Here is a 19,411-nt window from a genome sequence, read left to right as displayed (position 1 = left end):
AGCGCGACAGGACCGGGGTTCCCATGTCCACCGTCATTGCCACTCACATCACTGCCACGCAGACAAAGCGGCGCACTGCCACAGCCAAGCGTCCAGACCCTGCCGCCCGGCTCCGGGTTTCCGTTACCCAGCCCGGCAAATCCGTCACCCTATGTGCCGTAGCCGGCGAGATCGATCAATTCACCATCGAAGACTTCCGGCGTGACCTCATCGGGTGCTTGAATACCGCCGCACCCGCCGTGGTCGTCGACCTGTCTCTGGTGACCTTCTTCTGCGTGTCCGGGCTCCGCGTGCTCACCGAAGCGCGCGAATGGACCGGGCACACCGGGCGCACCCTGCGCTTGGTCACCGGCCCGCGCTGTGTCGATCGACTGCTCGAACTCGCTTCGGATACCGCTACTTTCGATATCGCACCCGATCGGGCGACCGCACTACGCGACATCGCCTAGCTGCCGCCCGGCGGACGGCTCGGGCTCCAGACCCGGGGCTCGAGCGTCCGCCGCAGCATGACCCGAGCGCCCTCGACCACATCAGTCGGGGGCGCTGCTCATGTCTTCCTGGCTCCAGTAGGCGCGCATCCGGACGATCTTGCCCGAGTCGTCGAACTCCATCACATCGATGGGGGCGAGGCTGAATCTCTGGTCGCCGAACTTGGTGACGAGGGTGAACATGAAGGCCGCGTGCTTGCCGGCGATTCGCACGCTGTCGGGGCGCAGTTCGGTCTCCCGATCGAGGTTGGCGATCACCTCGTAGAACTCGCGGATGGCGTCGTGGCCGCGGCGCGGTTCGGTGCCGATCGGGTCTTCGACCGTGGCATCGGGGGCATAGAGCTGCACGATGTCCTCGGTCGGGCCGGAACCGACCAGCTTCACGTATTGCTCGACCACATCGCGGATCTGCTGTGTCATGAAAACCCCTAGCGAATTGTAACGTGTTCCAATTCGGAGCGTAGCAGTCGACCGCGCGGTCGAGCGGGGAAGATCTCACCAGGCGGGCCGCCCGGGCGGAGTGCGGCGCCGACGGCCCGGAAATCCTGGTTGTGGCAGATGCTGATCGCTGCTGTGGACCGGTGACGACCACTGCGTCGCGCCCGGGGTGGGGAGCGTCGTTGCTCCCCTGGTTCGCCGTTGAACCTTTGTCCTTACAGGTCTCTACGTTCATTCTGTCGGCCTGCGGCGGCCCATTGTTACGCCTGCTGAAAGCTGGAGACCGGTCGGTTGAAACAGCGGGAAAGGCGCTATTCGATGCGGTCGGCCGGATATTTCGATGCACGGTTGGAAATGGCCGTAATCGCCTGCGGCAGTGGACGTCCGGATGGTCGTGGACCTTATGTATCGGCACAGCAACGTATTTCGGTATTTCGCGGCGTGCGCGCGATCGTGTCGACCGGATCTTCTTGCCGCCGCAGATAATTCGCGGAGTATGTCCAGGCGTGTGAGCGGTCGGGAGGGCGTCTACCTGCTCGAATGCCTCGGTCAGGAGCATATCGAGAGAAGGTCGGCCCCCCGCCGGGGCACGAAATCGGCACTGGTATCTTCCTCCGGACCGCCGGGTGCCTGGTAGGCGCCGTCCATGGTGCCGAACCGGGTGAGTGAAAGCCGCATGTTCCGTATTCGTTTCGTCCGTTTCGCCCGTAAATAACGGGTGTTACAGCAGTTCTGACGCCGCGACACCAGAAACTCATCGCGACCTTTACGCGGTGTGTCGCGGTGGAACACCCAGGTACGTGCTGTTTACTCGGTCCGGTCAACCAGACGTTCGATCCAGATGTTCGAGTGACGAGTGAAAGCGGAGGAGTTATGGCACTGCCCACGATGACCGCCGAGCAGCGCACCGAGGCGTTGGCCAAAGCGGCCGCGGTGCGCAAGGCGCGCTCCGAACTGATCGGCAAGGTGAAGGCGGGCAAGGTCTCGGTCGCCGAACTGCTGAAGAAGGCAGAGACCGATGACCTGGTGAAGAAGACGAAGGTCGCGGCCGTGATCAAGGCGCTGCCCGGTGTCGGACCGGTCAAGGCCGCCAAGCTGATGGACCAGGCCGAGATCCCCGAGGATCGCCGCATCGGTGGGCTGGGCGCCCGCCAGCGGGCTGCCCTGCTGGACGCGCTCGAGGCCTGAGTTCCACCGGGTTTCGTCGTAGTCTGCTGGGCATGGAACGAACGCTCACGTCCGTTGCTTGGTTGTGTGTCGAGGATGGCAGGTTGCTCGCGGTCCGCACGCAGGGCCGCGACGCCTTCTATCTACCCGGCGGCAAACCCGAGCCGGGGGAAACCCTGACCCGAGCGCTCGTCCGTGAAGTCCGCGAGGAAGTCGGCGTCGAGCTTTCCGAACGCGCCATCAGACCCGAGATGACCATTACGGCTCCGGCCCACGGTCGCCCCGGCACCCTCGTCGAAATGCATTGTTTCCGCGCACCGGGACAAGGTGTGCCCGCCCCGGCCGCGGAAATCGCCGAAATGGCTTGGCTCGGACCGGAAGACGGCCACCTCTGCGCTCCGGCCGTGGTGCGGGCACTGCGCCATCTCACCACGGTCCGAGGTTGGGACTGGGCCTGAACCCGCAGACCTGTGCACGCCCCGCGGCGCTTCCAAAGGCTGTGGGGCGTCGCAGTTTCAGCGCGGGTTTCGGCGGCTCGGATCGCGGCGGCTGGGGAAGCGGAATTCGATCGGTTGCGGGTCCGGGACATGCGGGCCGCGTGGCGGCACCAGCATGCAGGCCAGTCCGAGCCCCAGCAGGGCCAGGACAGCCAACAGGCTCATCGTGTAACTGAACGAACCGAGCTCGGCCGGTTTGTGGGTGGCGTGGTAGATCAGGTGCGGCACCGAGAACACCAGCCAGCCCAGACCCGCCGCCTGCGCCAGGGCGGGCCCGCCGCGCCACAGCGCGAAGGCCGAGATGGCGCCCAGGCTCAGGAAGAAACCGCCGACATCGCCGGCCAAGTGATGGTTGAACGGGCCGTCCACCGCGACCCACCGCAGCCCGAGCCCGGGGAAGCTGGTGTACCAGGACCGCGGTGCGAGCACCGCCCACAGGCCGGTCACCAAGCCCGTGGCGGTCAAGATACCCAGCATGACGCGTACGGCCAGCCAGCGGCGGCGATGCTGTTCGAATTGCATCCGGACCCGCACCCCGCCGGACTTACCCTCTACCCTGATCCGCATCGGTCGCTCCCATTCCTGCCGAGGAGATCGGTGCTGTCACCGTAAACCCGCGACACAGGTACCGGCAACAATCCGGGAAAGGCTACTGCTGGATCCCAGTGATGCGGTGCGCCCCGGTGTAGATGTTCATAGTCGCACCGCGCAAGAATCCGACCAGGGTCAGACCGGAGTCGGCGGCCAGGTCGACCGCCAGTGAGCTGGGGGCGGAAACGGCGCCGAGCATCGGAACGCCGGCCTGAACAGCCTTCTGCACCAGTTCGAACGAAGCGCGACCACTGACGATCAAAATGAGATCGTGTGCGGGAACGCGGTTTTCGCGCAGCGCCCAGCCGAGCACCTTGTCGACGGCGTTGTGCCGGCCGATGTCCTCCCGGACGGCCAGCAAGGTGCCGTCCGGGGTGAACAGCCCGGCCGCATGCAGGCCGCCGGTCGCGTCGAACACCGCCTGCCGCGCCCGCAGGGACTCCGGCATGGCCGTGAGGGCGGCGATGCCGACGGTGCCTCCGTCGGCCGGGATCGGATACCTCGTGCGTGCCCGGACCTCGTCGAGCGCCGTTTTGCCGCAGAGCCCGCAGGCACCGGTGGTGAGAAAAGCGCGGGGGCGCACCGGGACAGGGGAACGCAGGTGGACATCGAGAACGTTGTAGGTGTTCCGGCCGTTCTCGTCGGTCCCCGCGCAGTAGCGTGCGCTGACGATGTCGTCCGCGGTAGCGATGATGTTCTCGCTCAACAGGAAACCGTGCACCAGGTCGATATCGCTGCCCGGCGTACGCATGGTCACCGTCAAAGACTGTCCGCCGAGCCGTATTTCGAGCGGCTCCTCGACAGCGAGGGTGTCGGGACGTTTGACCTCGCCGGTTGCGGTGACACGCAGTGTAGGCCTGCGGGCGGTCACTCTGCTCACGACTGCGCCTCGCTGCCACTCGGCTCCGTCGTACGCCGCCGCGCTGTGTCGCTGGTTCGCTCGCGTTGCTCCCTCACGACTGCGCGCCGACGTGCACGTGCGGCTCCAGACGGATGGTGACGGCCTTGGAGACGGGTGTATTCGACCGGGCGGCAACGTGATCGAGGGGGATCAGGGGGTTGGTTTCGGGGTAGTAGGCGGCGGCGTTGCCGCGCGGGGTGGGATAGGCGACGAGGCGGAAGGCGGTGACGCGGCGCTCGGAGCCGTCTTTCCATTCCGAGATCACATCCACCAGATCGCCGTCCGCGAAACCGAATTCGGTGATGTCGTCGCGGTGCAGGAGTACCACGCGGCGGCCGCCGTGCACGCCGCGGTAGCGGTCGTCGAGGCCGTAGATGGTGGTGTTGTACTGGTCGTGGCTGCGCAGCGTCTGCAGGATCAGCTTGCCCGGCGGCACCGAGAGCCAATGCAGCTGGTTCACCGCGAAATTGGCTTTGCCGGTGGTCGTGCGGAATTCGCGGGTATCGCGCGGCGGATGCGGCAGGACGAAGCCGTTGCGTTCGCGGACCCGGCGGTTGTAATCGGCGCACCCGGGAACGACGCGGGCGATGGCGTCGCGGATCTTGTCGTAGTCGCGGCGATAGCGGTCCCAGGGCACCGGATGATCCGGCCCGAACAGCTCGAGCGCGAGCTCGCAGACGATGCCGACCTCACTGCGCAGGTGTGCACTGACCGGAGGTAATCGGCCGGTGGATAAATGCACCATGGACATCGAATCCTCCACGGAGACCTGCTGTTTCACACCGTCACGGATGTCGGCGTCGGTGCGGCCGAGGGTCGGCAGGATGAGCGCGGTGCGGCCGTGCACCACGTGGCTGCGATTCAGCTTGGTCGAGACGTGCACGGTCAGGCCGCAGCCGCGCAGCGCGGCCTCGGTGACCTCGGTGTCGGGGGTGGCGGAGACGAAATTGCCGCCCATGCCGAAGAACACCTTCGCCCGGCCCTCGCGCATGGCCCGGATGGCGTTGACGGTGTCGAAGCCGTGCGCGCGCGGGCTGGTGATGCCGAATTCGCGGTCCAGGGCATCGAGGAAGGCGTCCGGCATCTTCTCCCAGATGCCCATGGTCCGGTCACCCTGGACATTCGAGTGGCCGCGCACGGGGCAGACGCCCGCGCCCGGCTTGCCGATCATGCCGCGTAGTAGCAGCAGATTCGTGGCTTCCTCGATGGTGGCGACGCCGTGCGCCTGCTGGGTCAGGCCCATCGCCCAGCAGATGATGATTCGCTCCGAGCGCGCGAACAGGGCCGCGGTGCGGTCGAGATCGGCGCGCGTGAGTCCGGTGGCCCGCAGCACGGTGTCGAGATCCACCGCGCGGGCGTGGTTTTCGTAGGCGTGGAAACCGGCGCAGTGCGCGTCGACGAACGCGCGATCGACCACGGTGCCGGGCGCGCGATCCTCGGCCTCGAACAGCAGCCGCCCCAAGCCCTGGAACAGAGCCATATCGCCACCGAGCCGGATTTGCAGGAAATCGTCGGCGAGGTCGACACCACCGGTCAAACCCTTGACGGTCTGTGGATCCCGGAAGCTCAGCAGGCCGGACTCCGGCAGCGGGTTGACCGCGATCACCTTGGCGCCGTTGGCTTTCGCGCCGGCGAGCGCGCTGAGCATGCGTGGATGATTGGTGCCCGGATTCTGGCCCGCCACGATGATCAGATCGGCCTTGCCGAAATCATCGATGGACACCGAGCCCTTGCCGATGCCGATGGAGCTGATCAACGCCGAACCCGAGGATTCGTGGCACATGTTAGAGCAGTCGGGCAGGTTGTTGGTGCCGAAACTGCGGACCAGCAGCTGGTAGAGGAACGCCGTCTCGTTGGCGGTGCGCCCCGAGGTGTAGAACACCGCCTCGTCCGGAGATGCCAAGGCGCGCAACTCATCCGCGATGAGGCGGTAGGCCTCGTCCCAGGCGATGGGCGCGTAGTGGGTGGCGCCGGGCCGCAGCACCATCGGGTGGGTGAGCCGGCCCTGCTGTCCCAGCCAGTACCCCGACTTGCTCTCCAGTTCGTCGACCGAATGCGTGGCGAAGAAGTCCGGGGTGACCGTGCGCAGCGTCGCTTCCTCCGCGACCGCCTTCGCGCCGTTCTCGCAGAACTCCGCCGGGCGGCGATGGCCGGTCGGCTCGGGCCACGCGCAGCCGGGACAGTCGAATCCGTGCACCTGATTGACGCGAGCCAGCGTGCGGGCCGTGCGCACGACGCCCATCTCCTCGACCGACCGCTTCAGTGAGACGGCCACGGCGGTGAGGCCGGCCGCCTGCTGCTTCGGCGGGGTCACGCTGAGAGCCGACTCGTCGATGTCCTGTCTGGGACTGCTGCGGTGCATGGTCGGTATTGTCCTCTCTCCGCTGGCGATTCGCCAGCAACCCCCGGTCAGCGCCGTTTCTGCAAGATCTTCGGTACCGCGGAGCGGCGTTCACCAGGCCGGTAGGTCACCACCCGCTCGCCGATGCGGATGCTCCAGCCGGGCGGAAGCTCGGTTGCCGAGGTACCGATGCGCGTCCACTTCTCGGCGCCCGGCGCGGCGATGAAGGTGCCCGCGGGAGTCGAGGCGTCGCGCACGAAGACCTTGCCGCGTTCCGGGGTGACATAGGCGTGCACTCGGGAGACATGCCGGTCGCGTGGGACCTGCAGTGGCGCGGCCGCGGCCGAGCGGACCGAGTCGTCGGCCGCGGGGCTGCGGCCGATGACATAGGCGCGATCCAGTGGAAAGGCGGTGTCCTCGAAGACGAGCGCGCCGGTGTGCGGCCCGCGAGCGGCGGGTGGAGTAGCCGGTGGACGCGGCAGCTCCGGAGTTGGATCCTTCTGTAGCACAATAGGATCCGAATCCGGGACCTGCGACCAGGCCTGCGGCATCGCCTCGGTGCCGGCCGGTTCGGCCCGGCCGCCCTGCGCCTTGGCCGTGGGACCCTCGGGATCGGGGACGCGACGGGGGTGCGCGGGCTTACCGCCCGCGGGTGAAAGGGGCGAGCGGCCGGGGCCGGATGTTTCGGCCCGGGTGGGTGGCGCGGCAGAAGGAGTTCCCGGCGCGTGCGTTTCCGTGCGGTTCATTGCGGCAGGAGAGCGACCGGGCCCGGAGGTTTCCGTGCGGTGAGGTGGGGCGGGAGAGCGGCCCGGATCGGAGGTCTCTGTGTGGTGAGGTGGGGCGGGAGAGCGGCCCGACTCCGAGGTTTCCGTGCGGCTGGGTGCGGCAGAGCGACCGGGGCCCGAGACTTCCGTCGGGTTGGAGGAGCGGCCCGGACCTGAAGTTTCCGTGCGGTTCGATGTGGCGGAGGAGCGGCCGGAGGTTTCCGTGCGGTTGGGCGTGGCAGGGGAGCGACCCGAACCCGAGGCCGCTGTGCGGTTGGGGCCGGTGGTGGCTGCGCGCTCGTCCGAACGGTCCGGCACGGTCGGCTCGTCGAGCGCGTCGAAACCCGCCGGCATGGTCTGTGCGGGCTCGTCGGTCTGTGGTTTCGCCGTGGGTCGCTGGGCCGGGCGTTTCCCGCCCCGCCGGAGTCCGACCCGTAGTTCGAAACCACCGCCCGGCACGATCCCGTCGCGCAGGTTCGAGCGCGGGTGCACCGGCATCTCGATATTGCCGCTGACGCTGATCCGGCGCACCGGTTCCCGCACGATCTCGTCGACCCAGGTGAAGGCGCGGGCCCCGGATAGCCGCCGAGTTCCTTCCGCGCCTTGGATTTCGGCGATCAGCGGCCCGCGCAGCAGGATGACAGTGCCGTCGGAGGTCGGCGCGACCAGTCCGAACGGCGGCGGCTCCGAACCGCCGACGAAGATCACGGCGGCCAGCCGCTGCACAATCGCCGCCCCGGGGTGGTCGCCGCCGGCGACAGCCTCGATCGCGCCGAGAATGCGATCGGTAGCGGCGGTTTCGCCGCCCAGGTAGATGACGACCTCGCCGAAACGTGCGATGAGACCCTCGCCCGGCGCGATCCCAACGGTCGACGGGTTCTTGACCACCCGCGCCTCCTTCCGAGCACCCGCTTGCGGCTCGCTGACGCGCGGCCGCGGTATGAACGGCGGATTCGGTGGCCACGCTCGCTCATACCGGCGTCCAGCATAGGGCGTCGGAAGCCGCCCGATCCGGGTCGCGGAAACCACGCGCGCGGACCCGAACTGGTGCGGGCCCGCGCCGTGTGGTGCGGATTCGGTGCTGCGGTCGTGGGCAGGCGCGGCCGCCTCGGTCACTGCCTGCGGTGATGAGGATCATGCGCCCGGATCGAACACATCGCGATGCTCGTGCACCCACTGGCCGAACGAGCGGGCGGGCCGGCCCGTGATCGTCTCGACGGCATCGGAAAGGGGGCTGGGCACGCCGTCGCAGCGGGCCCAGTAGTCGAGGAGGCCGTCCGCGTAGGTGGCGGGGATGTAGTCGGCGACCTCTGCGCGCCAAACCTCCGGTGGTACCTGCTCGATGTCGATCCGATGATCGATGATCTCGCCGATCAGTTCCAGCTGTTCGGTGAAGGTGAGGGTTTGCGGGCCGGTCAGGGTGTGCGGGTGGCCGCGATGGTCCGGCCGGGTGAGCAGGGCGTGCGCGACGGTGGCGAGGTCGAGTTCGTGGATCGGGTCGGCGTAGGCGCCGGGGTAGGGGAGGCGGACCGGACGGCCCGCGCGGATCGCCCAGGCCCAACCACGGGCGTTGCCCGCGAAGGCGCCGGGGCGCAGCACGGTGACGTTCATCGGAGCGTCGGCGAGGCCGAGTTCGGCGTCGAGGTGCGATTTCGCGACCGGGTTGGTGGCGGCATCGGGGTCGAGCGTGGACGAGGACGACAGCAGCACGATGTGATCTACCCCGGATTCGGCTGCGACGGTGACGAATTCGGCGATATGCGCGGCTTCGGCGTAGAGGAAGACCGAGCTGACGTCGTGCAGAGCGGTGGCAAAGGTGCGCGGGTCCTGCAGATCGCAGGCGACGGCGGCCACGTCGGCCGGGAGTTCGCCGGGGCGCGCCGAACCGACGCGGACGGCATGACCGTCAGCACGCAGCAGAGCGAGTAGGCCGGCGGCGACCGAACCGCGGCCGCCGGTTACGAGAATCATGAGAACTCCTGGGAGAGAAGGGATCAGTGGGCTTGCATGGCGGCGCGGCGGGGTAGCAGGCGCACCAGCCCGCAGCCGAGCAGGGTGATGGCCGCGACCGCGACCAGGCTGACGGTGAGTGCGTGCGCCTGGCCGGAGCCGGCGGTGTGGAAGTAGACGGTGGTGACAGCGGCCGCGCCGACCGCGTTCGCGAGCTGCTGCACGGCCGCCAAAGAGCCGCTGCCGCTCCCGGTTTCGGCGGGATCGAGATCGCCGATGGTGACCACGAAGATGGTGCCGAAGCAGGTACCCATGCCCACGCCGAGTAGCAGGATCGCCCCGGCCATGGCCACAGGGGCGACCGCGGTCCCGGCGGCGAGTACGAGAGCAAGCAGCAGGCCGACGCCGGACAGCGTGCTGAGCAGCCCGCCCAGGATGAGGGTGCGGCCGAGCTTCGGCAGCAACTGGTGCGACGCGATGGAGGCGACGACGATACCGACCGCGAGCGGAGCGAGACCGAGCGCGGCCCGGGTGGGGCCGTAGCCGAGTCCGCGCTGCATGAACAGCGACAGCACATAGAGCAGACCGGACACGGCGGCGAAGATCGCGAAGCCGAGGATCAGGCCGGAGGTGAAGCCGCGGTTCCGCAGCAGGGTGGGCTCGAGCAGCGGGGCGGTCGCGGTCGTCTGCCGGCGAGCGAAGAGGCCGAAGGCGCCCGCGCCGAGCGCCAGGAACCCGAAAGGCGCTGCGGTCCAGCCCTGTTCGGAGCCGTAAATGAGGCCGAACAGCACGCCGAACATGGCGACGGCGAGCAGTGCCGAACCGAGCGCGTCGATGGCGACGGTGTGGTCGCCGTCGTCGGCGGGCAGCAACTTGTAGGCGGCGACCAGTGCCGCACCGCCGAGCGCGATATTGATCAGGAACATGGCGCGCCAGCCGAGGCCGAACAGATCGGCGTCCACCAGGAAAGCGGCCAGGATCGGGCCGCATACCCCGGCCAGGCCGAGGGCCGGGCCGAAGACGGCGAAGGCCTTGCCGATCTGGTCGCGGGGGAACACCCTGGTCACGATGCCGAAGCCCTGCGGAATCAGGAGCGCGCCGAACGCGCCCTGGATCAGGCGCGAGGCGATCAGTGACACCGGGCCGAAGGCCAGACCGCAGGCCGCCGAGGCCAGGGTGAAACCGGCCAGGCCGATCAGGAACATGCGGCGTTTGCCGAAGCGGTCGCCGAGCCGGCCGCCGACCACGAGCAGGACGCCCAGCGACAGGGCGTAGCCGGCGCCGAGCCACTGGATCAGCGACTGTCCGCCGTCGAGGTCCCTGGCGATGGTGGGCGCCGCGATAGTGGTGATGGTCGAGTCGAGCAGGTCCAGGACATCGGCCACGAGCACGACGGCCAGCATCGCCCACATGCGGGCGGTGACCTGCGATTTCGGCGCCGGTGGTGACTGCGCGAGGGTGGTCATGATTTGCCTCTTTCGAGAAGGGAAAGCCGATCGAACGACGCTCGTTACGAACGCCGTTCGTTGCACGAACCGTAAAGAACGAACGATGTTCGTGTCAAACGTCGTTCGTCGCCGCGTATGCTCGCTGCCATGAGTGCACCCGTCAGTCGTCGCGCCCGCCCGGCGAAAGCGCCGCTCAGCCGGGATGTCATCGTCGAAACCGGGCTCCGCATCCTCGATCGTGAAGGACTCGCGGCGCTCACCATGCGCCGCGTAGCCCAAGACCTCGATACCGGCGCGGCCTCGCTGTACGTCTACGTCGCCAACCGCGACGACCTGATGGCCGCCATGCTCGACCATGTGCTCGGCACCGTGCCCGAACCGGCCGGCGGCACCTGGCGGGAACGGCTGGAGGCGTTGATCGAGTCGGCGGTGGCCGCCATGAGCAAGCACGAAGGCCTCGCGCTGGTCGCCCTGGGCGCGATCCCGACCAGTCCGAACGCCCTCGCGTTGATCGAGCGCATGCTGACACTGCTCGACGAAGGGGGCCTGGACTCGCGTACCAACTCCTGGGCCGTCGACCTGCTGTACCTGTACATCACCGCGCAAGCCGCCGAACAGAACGCCTACAACGTCAAAGGCGGTACCCCGGAAGCCACTATCGCCGCCGCCCAGCGAAAATTCGACGAGCTACCGGCGGATCGATACCCGATGATCGTGGGCCTGCGTGCGCACATGCTCTACGGTGGCGACGCCCGTGAAGCTTGGGCGCTGCGGGTTCTCGTCAACGGAATACTCGCCACACCGGCCGAATGAATTCGTGCCAGGATCGGTGATGCGAAAGATAAGGCAGGCGACCGAGGCCGATCTGCCGGTACTGCAGGACATCGAACGGGCCGCCGGAAAACCGTTCGCGGACATAGGAATGCAGGCGGTCGCCGACGACGAGCCACCGGCCCTGTCGACGCTGCGGGAATTCCGGCAGGCGGGCCGCGCCTGGGTCCACCCCGATGACGCGGACGACCCGGTCGGTTACCTGGTGCTGGCCCTCGTCGACGGCAACGCCCACATCGACCAGGTGTCGGTCGACCCCGAACACGCGGGCCTGCGCATCGGCAAGAGCCTGATCGACCACGCGGTGCGATGGTCGAAAACAGCGGGCCTGCAAGCCATTACGCTCACCACCTTCACCGAGGTTCCATGGAACGGCCCGTACTACGAACGCCTCGGTTTCCGTTACCTCACACCGGCCGAGGAGACGCCGGGTCTCCGCGAACTCCGTGCCGCGGAATCCGCCCACGGTCTCGACCGCTGGCCCCGCGCCTGCATGCGCGCGGAATTGGCGGACTGGCGTTTCGGCTGACGCCGTGCATCGCGGTGCGGGAGCGCCCGCCGCGATGGGTCGCCTCAGCTGATGGTGGTGATGCAGGCCGTGGCGGCGGGAAGGGCGGCGGCGCGGTCTTCGCGGACCAATCCGATGCGGGTGCGGCGATCCAGGAGATCGTCGGCGACGAGCGCGCCCTCGTGCGTGACACCGAACGCGAATTCCGCTGCGGTGACGTCCATTCCGGGGGCGACCTGGTCGAGTAAGGCGGGGTGCTGTTCGGCGGCGGCGAGTACCGCCGGGGCCTCGCTGCCATAGCGCTCGACCAGGATTCGCGGGGCCGCGATGCGGTCGCGGGCCGCGCCGGATACCGCGCCTACCAACGGAAGTCGTTTGGTACGGCACGGCGCGGCGGTGAGATTTCCGGCGGTGAGTGCCGCGTCGACGGCGTCCTCGGCCATCTGACGGTAGGTCGTCAGTTTGCCGCCGACGACGGTGATGACGCCGTTGGGGGAGCGCAGGACCGCATGCCGGCGGGAGATGTCGGCGGTGCTGCCGTCGCCGGTCTTCAACAGGGGGCGCAGGCCCGCGTAGCAGCCGCGAATGTCGGCTCGGGTCAGCGGTTCTCGCAGTGCGGTACTGATGGTGTCGAGGAGGAAGTCGATCTCCGTCTCGGTGGGCTCGGGTTCGTCGGGGACCGGGCCGGGGGCGTCCTCGTCGGTGAGGCCGAGGTAGACGCGACCGTGGGCGGCGGGAAACGCGAAGACGAAACGGCTGGTGGAACCCGGGACAGGTACGGTCAGCGAGGCGGTGAGTCCGTCGAAGGACGCGGCATCGAACACCAGATGGGTGCCGCGGCTCGGCCGCAATTCGATACTCGGATCGACCTGATCGGCCCACACACCGGTCGCATTGAGCACGGCGCGCGCCCGGACCGGGAACGTCTCGCCGGTGAGCGTGTCCCGCAGGGTGGCCGAATCGCCGGTCACGGCAAGGGCTTCCACCCGGGTGAGTACGGTCGCGCCCTGCGCCGCCGCGGTCCGGGCCAGCGCGACCACCAGGCGGGCGTCGTCGACGAGCTGTCCGTCCCATGCCTGCAGGCCGCCGCGCAATCCTTCGCGGCGTACGGTCGGCGCGAGGCGCAGTGTTTCGGCGGCGGCGATCCGGCGCGAGCGCGGTAGCAGCGCGGGCGGGGTTCCGGCCCCGCGCCGCAACGCGTCTCCGGCCACGAAGCCGGCCCGGATCAACGTCCGGTGCGCTGCGCCGATCTGCGGGAGCAGCGGCACCACCTGCGGCAGCGGCCGGACCAGATGTGGAGCTGTCGTCCGGAGCAGAATGCCGCGCTCGACCGCACTTTCGTGCGCGATCCCGACCTGCCCGCTCGCCAGATACCGCAGCCCGCCGTGCACCAGCTTCGAACTCCACCGGCTGGTCCCGAACGCCAGGTCATGTCGCTCCACCAGCACGGTGCGCAGCCCGCGCGATGCCGCGTCCAACGCGGCCCCGGCCCCGGTGACACCGCCCCCGATCACCAGCAGGTCGATCTCGCCCGCGTCGCCGAGCTCCCGCAGCTCTCGTGCCCGCCGCACGGCATTGAGGGCCGAATCTCGCGCCGTACCCGAATTCGTTGTCATCACAGTGCCTTTCGGAGGATGGGTGGCGGCGTCAGGAGTGCGTCGGTTCGGTGGGCCGGAGGTATCCGTCTATGGCGTGGCCCAGTTCGGTGTCGAGGGCCGGGCCGGCGAGAAGTTGTGCCACGGTGCCGGCGGATTGCACGGCGGACTGCGAAATCAGCAGCAGCATGGTCGCGAGGTGCTCGGGGTCGCCGGCGCGGATGGAGCCGTCGTGCTGCCCGGCGCGGATCCCGGCGGCGAAGAGGGTGATGAGGGTGCGCTGGTTGCGGCCGAGGCGGCCGAAGACGTAGGTGAGCATGAGGTCGGTGTCGGTGCGGAAGATCTTGCCGAACAGCGGATTCGAGCGGATCCGCGCGGCCCCGGTGACGATGCCCCGCACCAGTCGGGCGCGGCCGGTGCCCGCGCTGGGCATGGCGGAGGCGAGAACGGTGCGGAGTTCACGCACCAGCAACTCGGCGACCAGTGCCCCGGTGTCGGGCCAGCGGCGATAGACGGTCGGGCGGCTGACTCCGGCACGGCGCGCCACCTCGGTCAGGGTGGTGCGCCGGACGCCGAATTCCTCGACGCAGGCGCGGGCCGCGTCGAAGATCGCGAGGTCTATCGGGGACAGCTCGGGTTCGGTGTCGTGCTCAGACATACGTCTCCTCGTTACTGCTTGACACTCTATGTCAAACTGTAACGCATGGTCGATACGCAGCGCGCCGAGGCGCAGTCCCAACCCCTCGCAAACCCGGGCGACGCGCCGGAGGCGGCGAGTATGGTGTGGGACGCCTGGGGTATTCCGGCCGGACAGCAGCCACTTTCGGCACAGATCCGGGGCCTGCTGGCGCAGGTGTTCGGAGTGTCCGGCGACCCGGTGGCGCGCCGCGATGAGGGCGACGTGCCCCTCCGCGAGTCGGCGTTGACGCCGGCGCAGCGGGACGGGCTGGTCGCGGTGGTCGGCGCGGCCGATGTGTCGGTCGACCATCACGATCGCCTGCTGCGCGCGGGCGGCAAGAGCACCCCCGATCTGCTGCGGCGCCGGGCCGATGGCCCGCAGGACGCTCCGGACGCGGTGGTTTTCCCGGCCGACCACGAGCAGGTGCTGGCGGTGCTCGAGTACTGCGCCACCCACGAGATCGCCGTCGTGCCGTTCGGCGGCGGCACCAGCGTGGTCGGCGGCGTCGACCCGGTGCGCGGGCGCTTCGCCACCCTCATCGCGCTCGACCTGCGACGACTGGCATGGGTGCGAGACGTCGATCCGGTCAGCGGCACCGCTACCCTCGGCGCCGGGCTCACCGGTCCGCAGGCGGAGGAATTGCTCGGCGCGCAAGGGCTTTCGCTCGGACACTTCCCGCAGAGTTTCGAATTCGCCAGCATCGGCGGTTTCGCTGCCACCCGATCCTCCGGGCAGGCCTCGGCCGGCTACGGCCGCTTCGACGACATGGTTCAGCGGCTGAAAGTGGCCACGCCCATGGGGACACTGGAACTCGGCCGCGCCCCGGCCTCGGCGGCGGGCCCGGACCTGCGCGAACTGTTCGTCGGCTCGGAGGGCGCGCTCGGCGTGATCACCGAGGTCACCCTGCGGGTGCATCCGAAACCGGAAACCGTTGCCTACCAGGCCTGGTCGTTCCCCGACTTCGCGACCGGCGCCGCCGCGCTGCGCGCTGTGGTGCAGGCGGGCGCCGCGCCGACGGTGCTGCGGTTGTCCGACGAGGCCGAGACCGGCCTGAACCTGGCACGCTCCGGCGATATCGGCGGCGACGCGGTCACCGGCTGCCTGGCCGTCACTACTTTCGAAGGGGCCGAGGCGCACGTCGTCGCGCGTTCGGCCGAGGCGCACGCCGTGCTCACCGCCGCGGGCGGGACCGCGCTGGGCGCGAAGCCCGCGCAGGAATGGGAGCACGGCCGCTTCAAAGCCCCGTACATGCGTGACGCCCTACTGGACGCCGGGGTCCTGTGCGAAACCCTGGAAACCGCGACCGCCTGGTCCAACCTGGCCGCACTCAAAGCGAAAGTCACTGCGGCGCTGACGGATTCGCTTTCCGCGCAGGGCACCCCCGCCCTGGTCATGTGCCACATTTCGCACACCTACCCGACCGGTGCGTCGCTGTACTTCACCGTGGTCGCCAAGCAACTCAGCGACCCGCTCGCGCAGTGGAGCATCGCGAAACAGGCTGCGGGCGACGCGATCATGGCTGCCGGCGGCACCATTACGCACCATCACGCGGTCGGGACCGACCATCGGCAATGGATTCCGGGCGAGGTCGGCGAACTCGGGGTGCGCGTATTGCGGGCCGTGAAAAAGGAATTGGATCCCGCCGGCATCCTCAATCCTGGAAAACTGATCTGATGACATCGGCGTCACCCCTGTCTTCGGCCCTCGTCGTCACCAACCGGCTCTCCGGGCTGGGCAAAGGGCACGACGTCGCGACCGCCGCCATCGCCCGTCTCGCTGAACGTGGCGTCGAGGTCACCGAGATCCGCGCCCCCTCGGCGGCGGAATCCGTTCGCCTGGTGCGCGATTCGCTCGGCGCCCCGGATGCCCGGCCGGATGCCGTCATCTGCGTCGGCGGCGACGGTTTGATGAACGTGATGCTGCAAGCCGTGGCACTGACCGGGGTTCCGCTCGGTTTGGTGCCCAGCGGCACCGGCAACGATCTGGCCCGCGCGCTGGGCGTGCCCACCGACGACCCGGCGGCCGCCGCCGACGTGGCGGTCGCGGGTAAGACCAGAGTCCTGGACCTGGGGCGCATCGAAGCGCCCGGCGCCGCGCCGATGTGGTTCGCGACCATCACCGGCACCGGTTTCGACGCCCGAGTGACCTTGCGCGCCAACGATATGCGCTGGCCGAAGGGTCCGCTGCGCTACACCTTCGCCGCGCTGGCCGAACTGGCCGGCGGGCTCTCGGTGCCCTACCGGATCGAGCTGTCCGGCGTCGCGCCCGGCGTCCTCGACAATCCGGACGGCGACACCGTGCTGGACACCGACGCGGTCATGGTCGCCATCGGCAACACCCGCACCTATGGCGGCGGCATGCTGATCTGCCCCGACGCCGAACCCGACGACGGCTTGCTCGACGTCACCGTCGTCGGCGCGGTGCCGCGGCGGGAGATGCTCAAACTGCTTCCGGCATTGTCGGCGGGCAAACGGATCGATCACCCGGCGGTCACTCAATACCGTGTCACGGCAATCACTGTGACCGCGGCGGACGCCCCGGCCACCGCCGACGGGGAGCCGGCGGGCACGCTTCCCATCACCCTGCGCGCGGTCCCGGACGCCCTCACCGTGCTGGTTCCCTGATTCGGCCGCGGAGTGCTAGGCCGCGTCGAAAACCACCCGGTGCATCCGGTTGACCATCGCGCGGTCGGCGAGCACTACCGACGAGGAACGCACCGGGGGCCGGGGTTCGTCGGCGGCCAGGCGGCGCATCATGCGCTCCCAGCGGCGGCAGTGCAGCGTGAAGAAGAACCCGTTGACCCGCCGTCCGCGCGCGTACTGACCGGCCCGCGCCACCGTCGGGGGCACGTCGAGCATGACCAGGTGCAGTTCCCGGCCGTAGCGCACCGACCAGCGCGCGATCATCCGGCGCGCCCAGCCGAAGGTGGCGCAGTCGTGGATCACCACCGGTCCGCGCGCGTCCCGCAGTGCGGCCCGGATGCCCGCGTAGTGCGCGACGTGCACCACCGGCCGCCACAGCGGGTAGGGCAGCCAGCCGAGCTTGTGCCGCAACCGATTCCGCGTGTGCTGCGAATCGAGCACGATGGAACCGGCCGGGCCCCGGGGGGGTGTCTCGAGGTCGGCTGTCGCACCGAAGAACATCCGCAACGCCGTGCTCTTGCCCGCTCCGGGAACGCCGGCGAAGATCAGCGCGGAAGCGGTGGGGTAACGCAACTCGTCGATCGCGGCGCCGCGCAGATCATGGATCGCGTCCGGCGCCACAGCGTGCACGGACGTGGTTCGGTATCCAGGATCGGGGAAGTGCGGCTCCGGGGAGTGCACCGGGAGGGCGTCGAGCGGGGGGTTCACCCCTCCTAGCGTTCACCAGTCCGCCACGGTTCGGCAACCGGGAAAACCCTGAATTCGCACCGGATTTGCCCTGAGCCGTGCCCGAATAACGGTCCGACCAGCCGGTTCAGTCGATCGATGTGGACGGCGTCACGACTGCGTTTTGCCCTTCGGGCGCGCCCGCACATGCATGCGTTCACCCTGACTGCCGAACAAGCTGAGGATCTCCACGGGACCCTGCCCCGTGCTGCCGAACCAATGTGGTTGGCGGGTATCGAATTCCGCGGTCTCGCCGGGCCCCAGGATCAGATCGTGCTCGGCCAGGATCAACCGCAACCGCCCCGAGAGCACATAGAGCCACTCGTGGCCGTCGTGTACTCGCGGATCCGGTTCGCATCGATCCGGCGGAATGATCATCTTGTAGGCCTGTAGTGGACCCGGCTGCTTGGTCAGGGGCAGCACGGTGGTGCCGTTGACCTTGCGAACGGTCGGGTGCACGCGCGGGTCGGCGATCTTCGGCGCCGCCACCAGTTCGTCCAGCGGCACCTGCAACGCCATCGCCACCGGCAGCAGCAACTCCAGGCTCGCCTTGCGCTGTCCCGATTCCAACCGCGACAGTGTGCTCTTGGAGATCCCGGTGGTCTCGGCCAACGCGGTCAGCGTGATGTCACGGTGGGTGCGCAGCGCCTTGAGCCGGGGCCCGATCCCGGCAAGGGTCCCTGCGACACCTGGCTGATTCTGCATACCCTCCAGTGCACACCTTCGTTCCGATTGCGGCAACCTTCGTTGCCGTTATCGGGACGACCGGTCGACGGCGGCAGCGCGCGGCGGCCGATCCTCGGATTTCCCGGAAACAGCAACGATTGTTGCCGGGACCGCATTTCGGCGGCAGCCTGGGTCGCGGAGGTGATCGTCGAATGAACGAAACATATGACGTGGTGATCGTGGGTGGCGGTGCGGCCGGACTGTCGGCGGCTCTGGTGCTGACGAGGTCCAGGCGGCGGGTAGCGGTGGTGCGAGGCGGGCCGCCGCGCAACGCGCCCGCCGAGCACATGCACGGCTTCCTGTCCCGGGACGGTATGCCGCCTGCCGAACTGCTGCGCACCGGAGCTGACGAGGTGGCCGGATATGGTGGAGAACTCATCGATGACGAGGTGATCGGAGCCGAAAAGGACACGGTCACAGGTGGTTTCACCGTGGAGCTGGCGAGTGGCCGGACCCTGCGGGCCCGCCGTGTGCTCATCGCCACCGGACTGCGCGACGAATTGCCGCAGGTGCCCGGGGTCCGCGAGCGGTGGGGTCTGGATGTGCTGCACTGCCCGTATTGCCACGGTTACGAGGTCCGCGACCAGCCGATCGCGGTTCTCGGCGGTACGGATCCCGGCGCTCGGGCTCGGGCCGTGCACGTCGCCCTGCTGGTGCCGCAGTGGTCGGCCGATGTGATCCTGTTCGCCAACGGCTTGGAACTGTCGGAGCAGGACCGCGCCCGGCTCGACGCCCGCGGCGTGCGCGTCGTCGAGGGCGAAGTGTCCCGCCTGGTCGTGGACGGCGAGCTGCGCGGTGTCGAACTGGCCGACGGGCGGGCGATCCCGCGGGCCGCGATCTTCGTCACGCCGGCCTTCGTGCCCAACGCCACGCTGCTGCGGGAACTCGGCTGTGACTTCGACGAGAACGGCTGGGTGATCACCGACCGGTTCGGGCGGACCAGTGTGCCCGGCGTCTCGGCGGCGGGCAATGTGGTCGACCCGAGTGCCCAGGTGATCGTCGCCGCGGGCGCGGGGTCGGCCGCGGCCGGGATGCTCAACGGCGATCTGGTCGAGGAGGACACCCGAATCCTGGTCGACGCGAGAGTCTGAGAATTACTTATGGATTCGGGGCCGGGCC

Annotated in this window: 19 protein-coding genes; 8 read left to right on the top strand and 11 right to left on the bottom strand. The window is 68.9% G+C overall.

The genetic code is table 11. The annotated features are described in order from the left end of the window. Positions 1–23 precede the first annotated feature (23 nt). The gene (locus tag BJ987_RS35045) at positions 24–449 is read left to right on the top strand and encodes an STAS domain-containing protein (protein WP_209897315.1); all 426 of its coding nucleotides are present in this window, start codon (positions 24–26) and stop codon (positions 447–449) included. Between the two features lie 81 nt (positions 450–530). Here BJ987_RS35045 and BJ987_RS35040 read toward each other — a convergent pair whose 3' ends face one another. After that, entirely contained in the window at positions 531–908 is a 378-nt protein-coding gene (locus BJ987_RS35040) for a nuclear transport factor 2 family protein (RefSeq protein ID WP_209897314.1), read from the bottom strand. Positions 909–1,799: 891 nt separating this feature from the next. Between BJ987_RS35040 and mihF the strand changes: the two genes are divergently transcribed. Both mihF and BJ987_RS35030 read left to right on the top strand, forming a co-directional pair. Further along, positions 1,800–2,114 carry an integration host factor, actinobacterial type gene (gene mihF / locus BJ987_RS35035; RefSeq protein ID WP_194819046.1) on the top strand — a complete coding sequence of 105 codons (315 nt, stop codon included), beginning with the start codon at positions 1,800–1,802 and terminating at the stop codon, positions 2,112–2,114. Positions 2,115–2,146: 32 nt separating this feature from the next. Then, positions 2,147–2,551, top strand: a complete 405-nt coding sequence (locus BJ987_RS35030; RefSeq protein WP_209897313.1) for an NUDIX hydrolase — start codon at positions 2,147–2,149, stop codon at positions 2,549–2,551. 57 nt (positions 2,552–2,608) lie between these two features. On the opposite strand, the gene BJ987_RS35025 is transcribed toward BJ987_RS35030, so the two are convergent. The 6 genes from BJ987_RS35025 to BJ987_RS35000 all read right to left on the bottom strand — a co-directional run bounded on the left by BJ987_RS35025 (position 2,609) and on the right by BJ987_RS35000 (position 10,603). Further along, positions 2,609–3,157 (bottom strand): hypothetical protein, encoded by a 549-nt coding sequence (locus tag BJ987_RS35025; protein ID WP_209897312.1) that lies wholly within the window; start codon positions 3,155–3,157, stop codon positions 2,609–2,611. An 82-nt stretch (positions 3,158–3,239) separates the two neighbouring features. Next, positions 3,240–4,061, bottom strand: a complete 822-nt coding sequence (gene fdhD / locus BJ987_RS35020) for a formate dehydrogenase accessory sulfurtransferase FdhD (RefSeq protein WP_209897311.1) — start codon at positions 4,059–4,061, stop codon at positions 3,240–3,242. Positions 4,062–4,134: 73 nt separating this feature from the next. After that, entirely contained in the window at positions 4,135–6,444 is a 2,310-nt protein-coding gene (locus BJ987_RS35015; protein WP_209897310.1) for an FdhF/YdeP family oxidoreductase, read from the bottom strand. Between the two features lie 47 nt (positions 6,445–6,491). Continuing rightward, a complete protein-coding gene (locus tag BJ987_RS38165) occupies positions 6,492–8,075 on the bottom strand; it encodes an FHA domain-containing protein (protein ID WP_209897309.1) in 1,584 nt (527 codons plus the stop codon). Between the two features lie 246 nt (positions 8,076–8,321). After that, positions 8,322–9,158 (bottom strand): NAD(P)H-binding protein, encoded by an 837-nt coding sequence (locus BJ987_RS35005; RefSeq protein WP_209897308.1) that lies wholly within the window; start codon positions 9,156–9,158, stop codon positions 8,322–8,324. A gap of 23 nt (positions 9,159–9,181) precedes the next feature. Beyond that, positions 9,182–10,603, bottom strand: a complete 1,422-nt coding sequence (locus BJ987_RS35000) for an MFS transporter (protein ID WP_209897307.1) — start codon at positions 10,601–10,603, stop codon at positions 9,182–9,184. Between the two features lie 129 nt (positions 10,604–10,732). Here BJ987_RS35000 and BJ987_RS34995 point away from each other — a divergent pair, with 129 nt between their 5' ends. Together BJ987_RS34995 and BJ987_RS34990 are read left to right on the top strand one after the other, a co-directional pair. Then, positions 10,733–11,398 (top strand): TetR/AcrR family transcriptional regulator, encoded by a 666-nt coding sequence (locus tag BJ987_RS34995; protein WP_209897306.1) that lies wholly within the window; start codon positions 10,733–10,735, stop codon positions 11,396–11,398. Between the two features lie 19 nt (positions 11,399–11,417). Beyond that, the gene (locus tag BJ987_RS34990; protein ID WP_245366272.1) at positions 11,418–11,945 is read left to right on the top strand and encodes a GNAT family N-acetyltransferase; all 528 of its coding nucleotides are present in this window, start codon (positions 11,418–11,420) and stop codon (positions 11,943–11,945) included. A gap of 44 nt (positions 11,946–11,989) precedes the next feature. Here the strand turns inward: BJ987_RS34990 and BJ987_RS34985 are convergent, their stop codons facing one another. Both BJ987_RS34985 and BJ987_RS34980 read right to left on the bottom strand, forming a co-directional pair. Further along, positions 11,990–13,540 (bottom strand): glycerol-3-phosphate dehydrogenase/oxidase, encoded by a 1,551-nt coding sequence (locus tag BJ987_RS34985; protein WP_209897305.1) that lies wholly within the window; start codon positions 13,538–13,540, stop codon positions 11,990–11,992. Positions 13,541–13,571: 31 nt separating this feature from the next. Next, positions 13,572–14,177 carry a TetR/AcrR family transcriptional regulator gene (locus tag BJ987_RS34980; RefSeq protein ID WP_209897304.1) on the bottom strand — a complete coding sequence of 202 codons (606 nt, stop codon included), beginning with the start codon at positions 14,175–14,177 and terminating at the stop codon, positions 13,572–13,574. A 120-nt stretch (positions 14,178–14,297) separates the two neighbouring features. On the opposite strand from BJ987_RS34980, the gene BJ987_RS34975 reads away from it, so the two are divergent. Together BJ987_RS34975 and BJ987_RS34970 are read left to right on the top strand one after the other, a co-directional pair. Further along, complete coding sequence (locus BJ987_RS34975; RefSeq protein ID WP_245367802.1) at positions 14,298–15,872, top strand: FAD-binding oxidoreductase; 1,575 nt, start codon at positions 14,298–14,300, stop codon at positions 15,870–15,872. Beyond that, positions 15,872–16,822: a YegS/Rv2252/BmrU family lipid kinase gene (locus tag BJ987_RS34970; protein WP_209897302.1), complete on the top strand. Its 951-nt coding sequence runs from the start codon at positions 15,872–15,874 to the stop codon at positions 16,820–16,822. The genes BJ987_RS34975 and BJ987_RS34970 overlap by 1 nt, the downstream gene beginning before the upstream one ends. Before the next feature lie 15 nt (positions 16,823–16,837). On the opposite strand, the gene BJ987_RS34965 is transcribed toward BJ987_RS34970, so the two are convergent. Together BJ987_RS34965 and BJ987_RS34960 are read right to left on the bottom strand one after the other, a co-directional pair. Then, the gene (locus BJ987_RS34965; protein WP_307869849.1) at positions 16,838–17,548 is read right to left on the bottom strand and encodes an AAA family ATPase; all 711 of its coding nucleotides are present in this window, start codon (positions 17,546–17,548) and stop codon (positions 16,838–16,840) included. A 129-nt stretch (positions 17,549–17,677) separates the two neighbouring features. Continuing rightward, positions 17,678–18,271 (bottom strand): helix-turn-helix domain-containing protein, encoded by a 594-nt coding sequence (locus BJ987_RS34960; protein WP_209897301.1) that lies wholly within the window; start codon positions 18,269–18,271, stop codon positions 17,678–17,680. Between the two features lie 173 nt (positions 18,272–18,444). Between BJ987_RS34960 and BJ987_RS34955 the strand changes: the two genes are divergently transcribed. Further along, a complete protein-coding gene (locus BJ987_RS34955; RefSeq protein ID WP_209897300.1) occupies positions 18,445–19,383 on the top strand; it encodes an NAD(P)/FAD-dependent oxidoreductase in 939 nt (312 codons plus the stop codon). The last annotated feature ends 28 nt before the right edge of the window (positions 19,384–19,411 follow it).

Origin of the sequence: Nocardia goodfellowii (assembly GCF_017875645.1) — a bacterium.
Lineage (GTDB): Bacteria > Actinomycetota > Actinomycetes > Mycobacteriales > Mycobacteriaceae > Nocardia > Nocardia goodfellowii.
The sequence above is the reverse complement of the archived record's forward strand: the minus strand, read 5'-3'. Positions and strand labels throughout refer to the sequence as shown.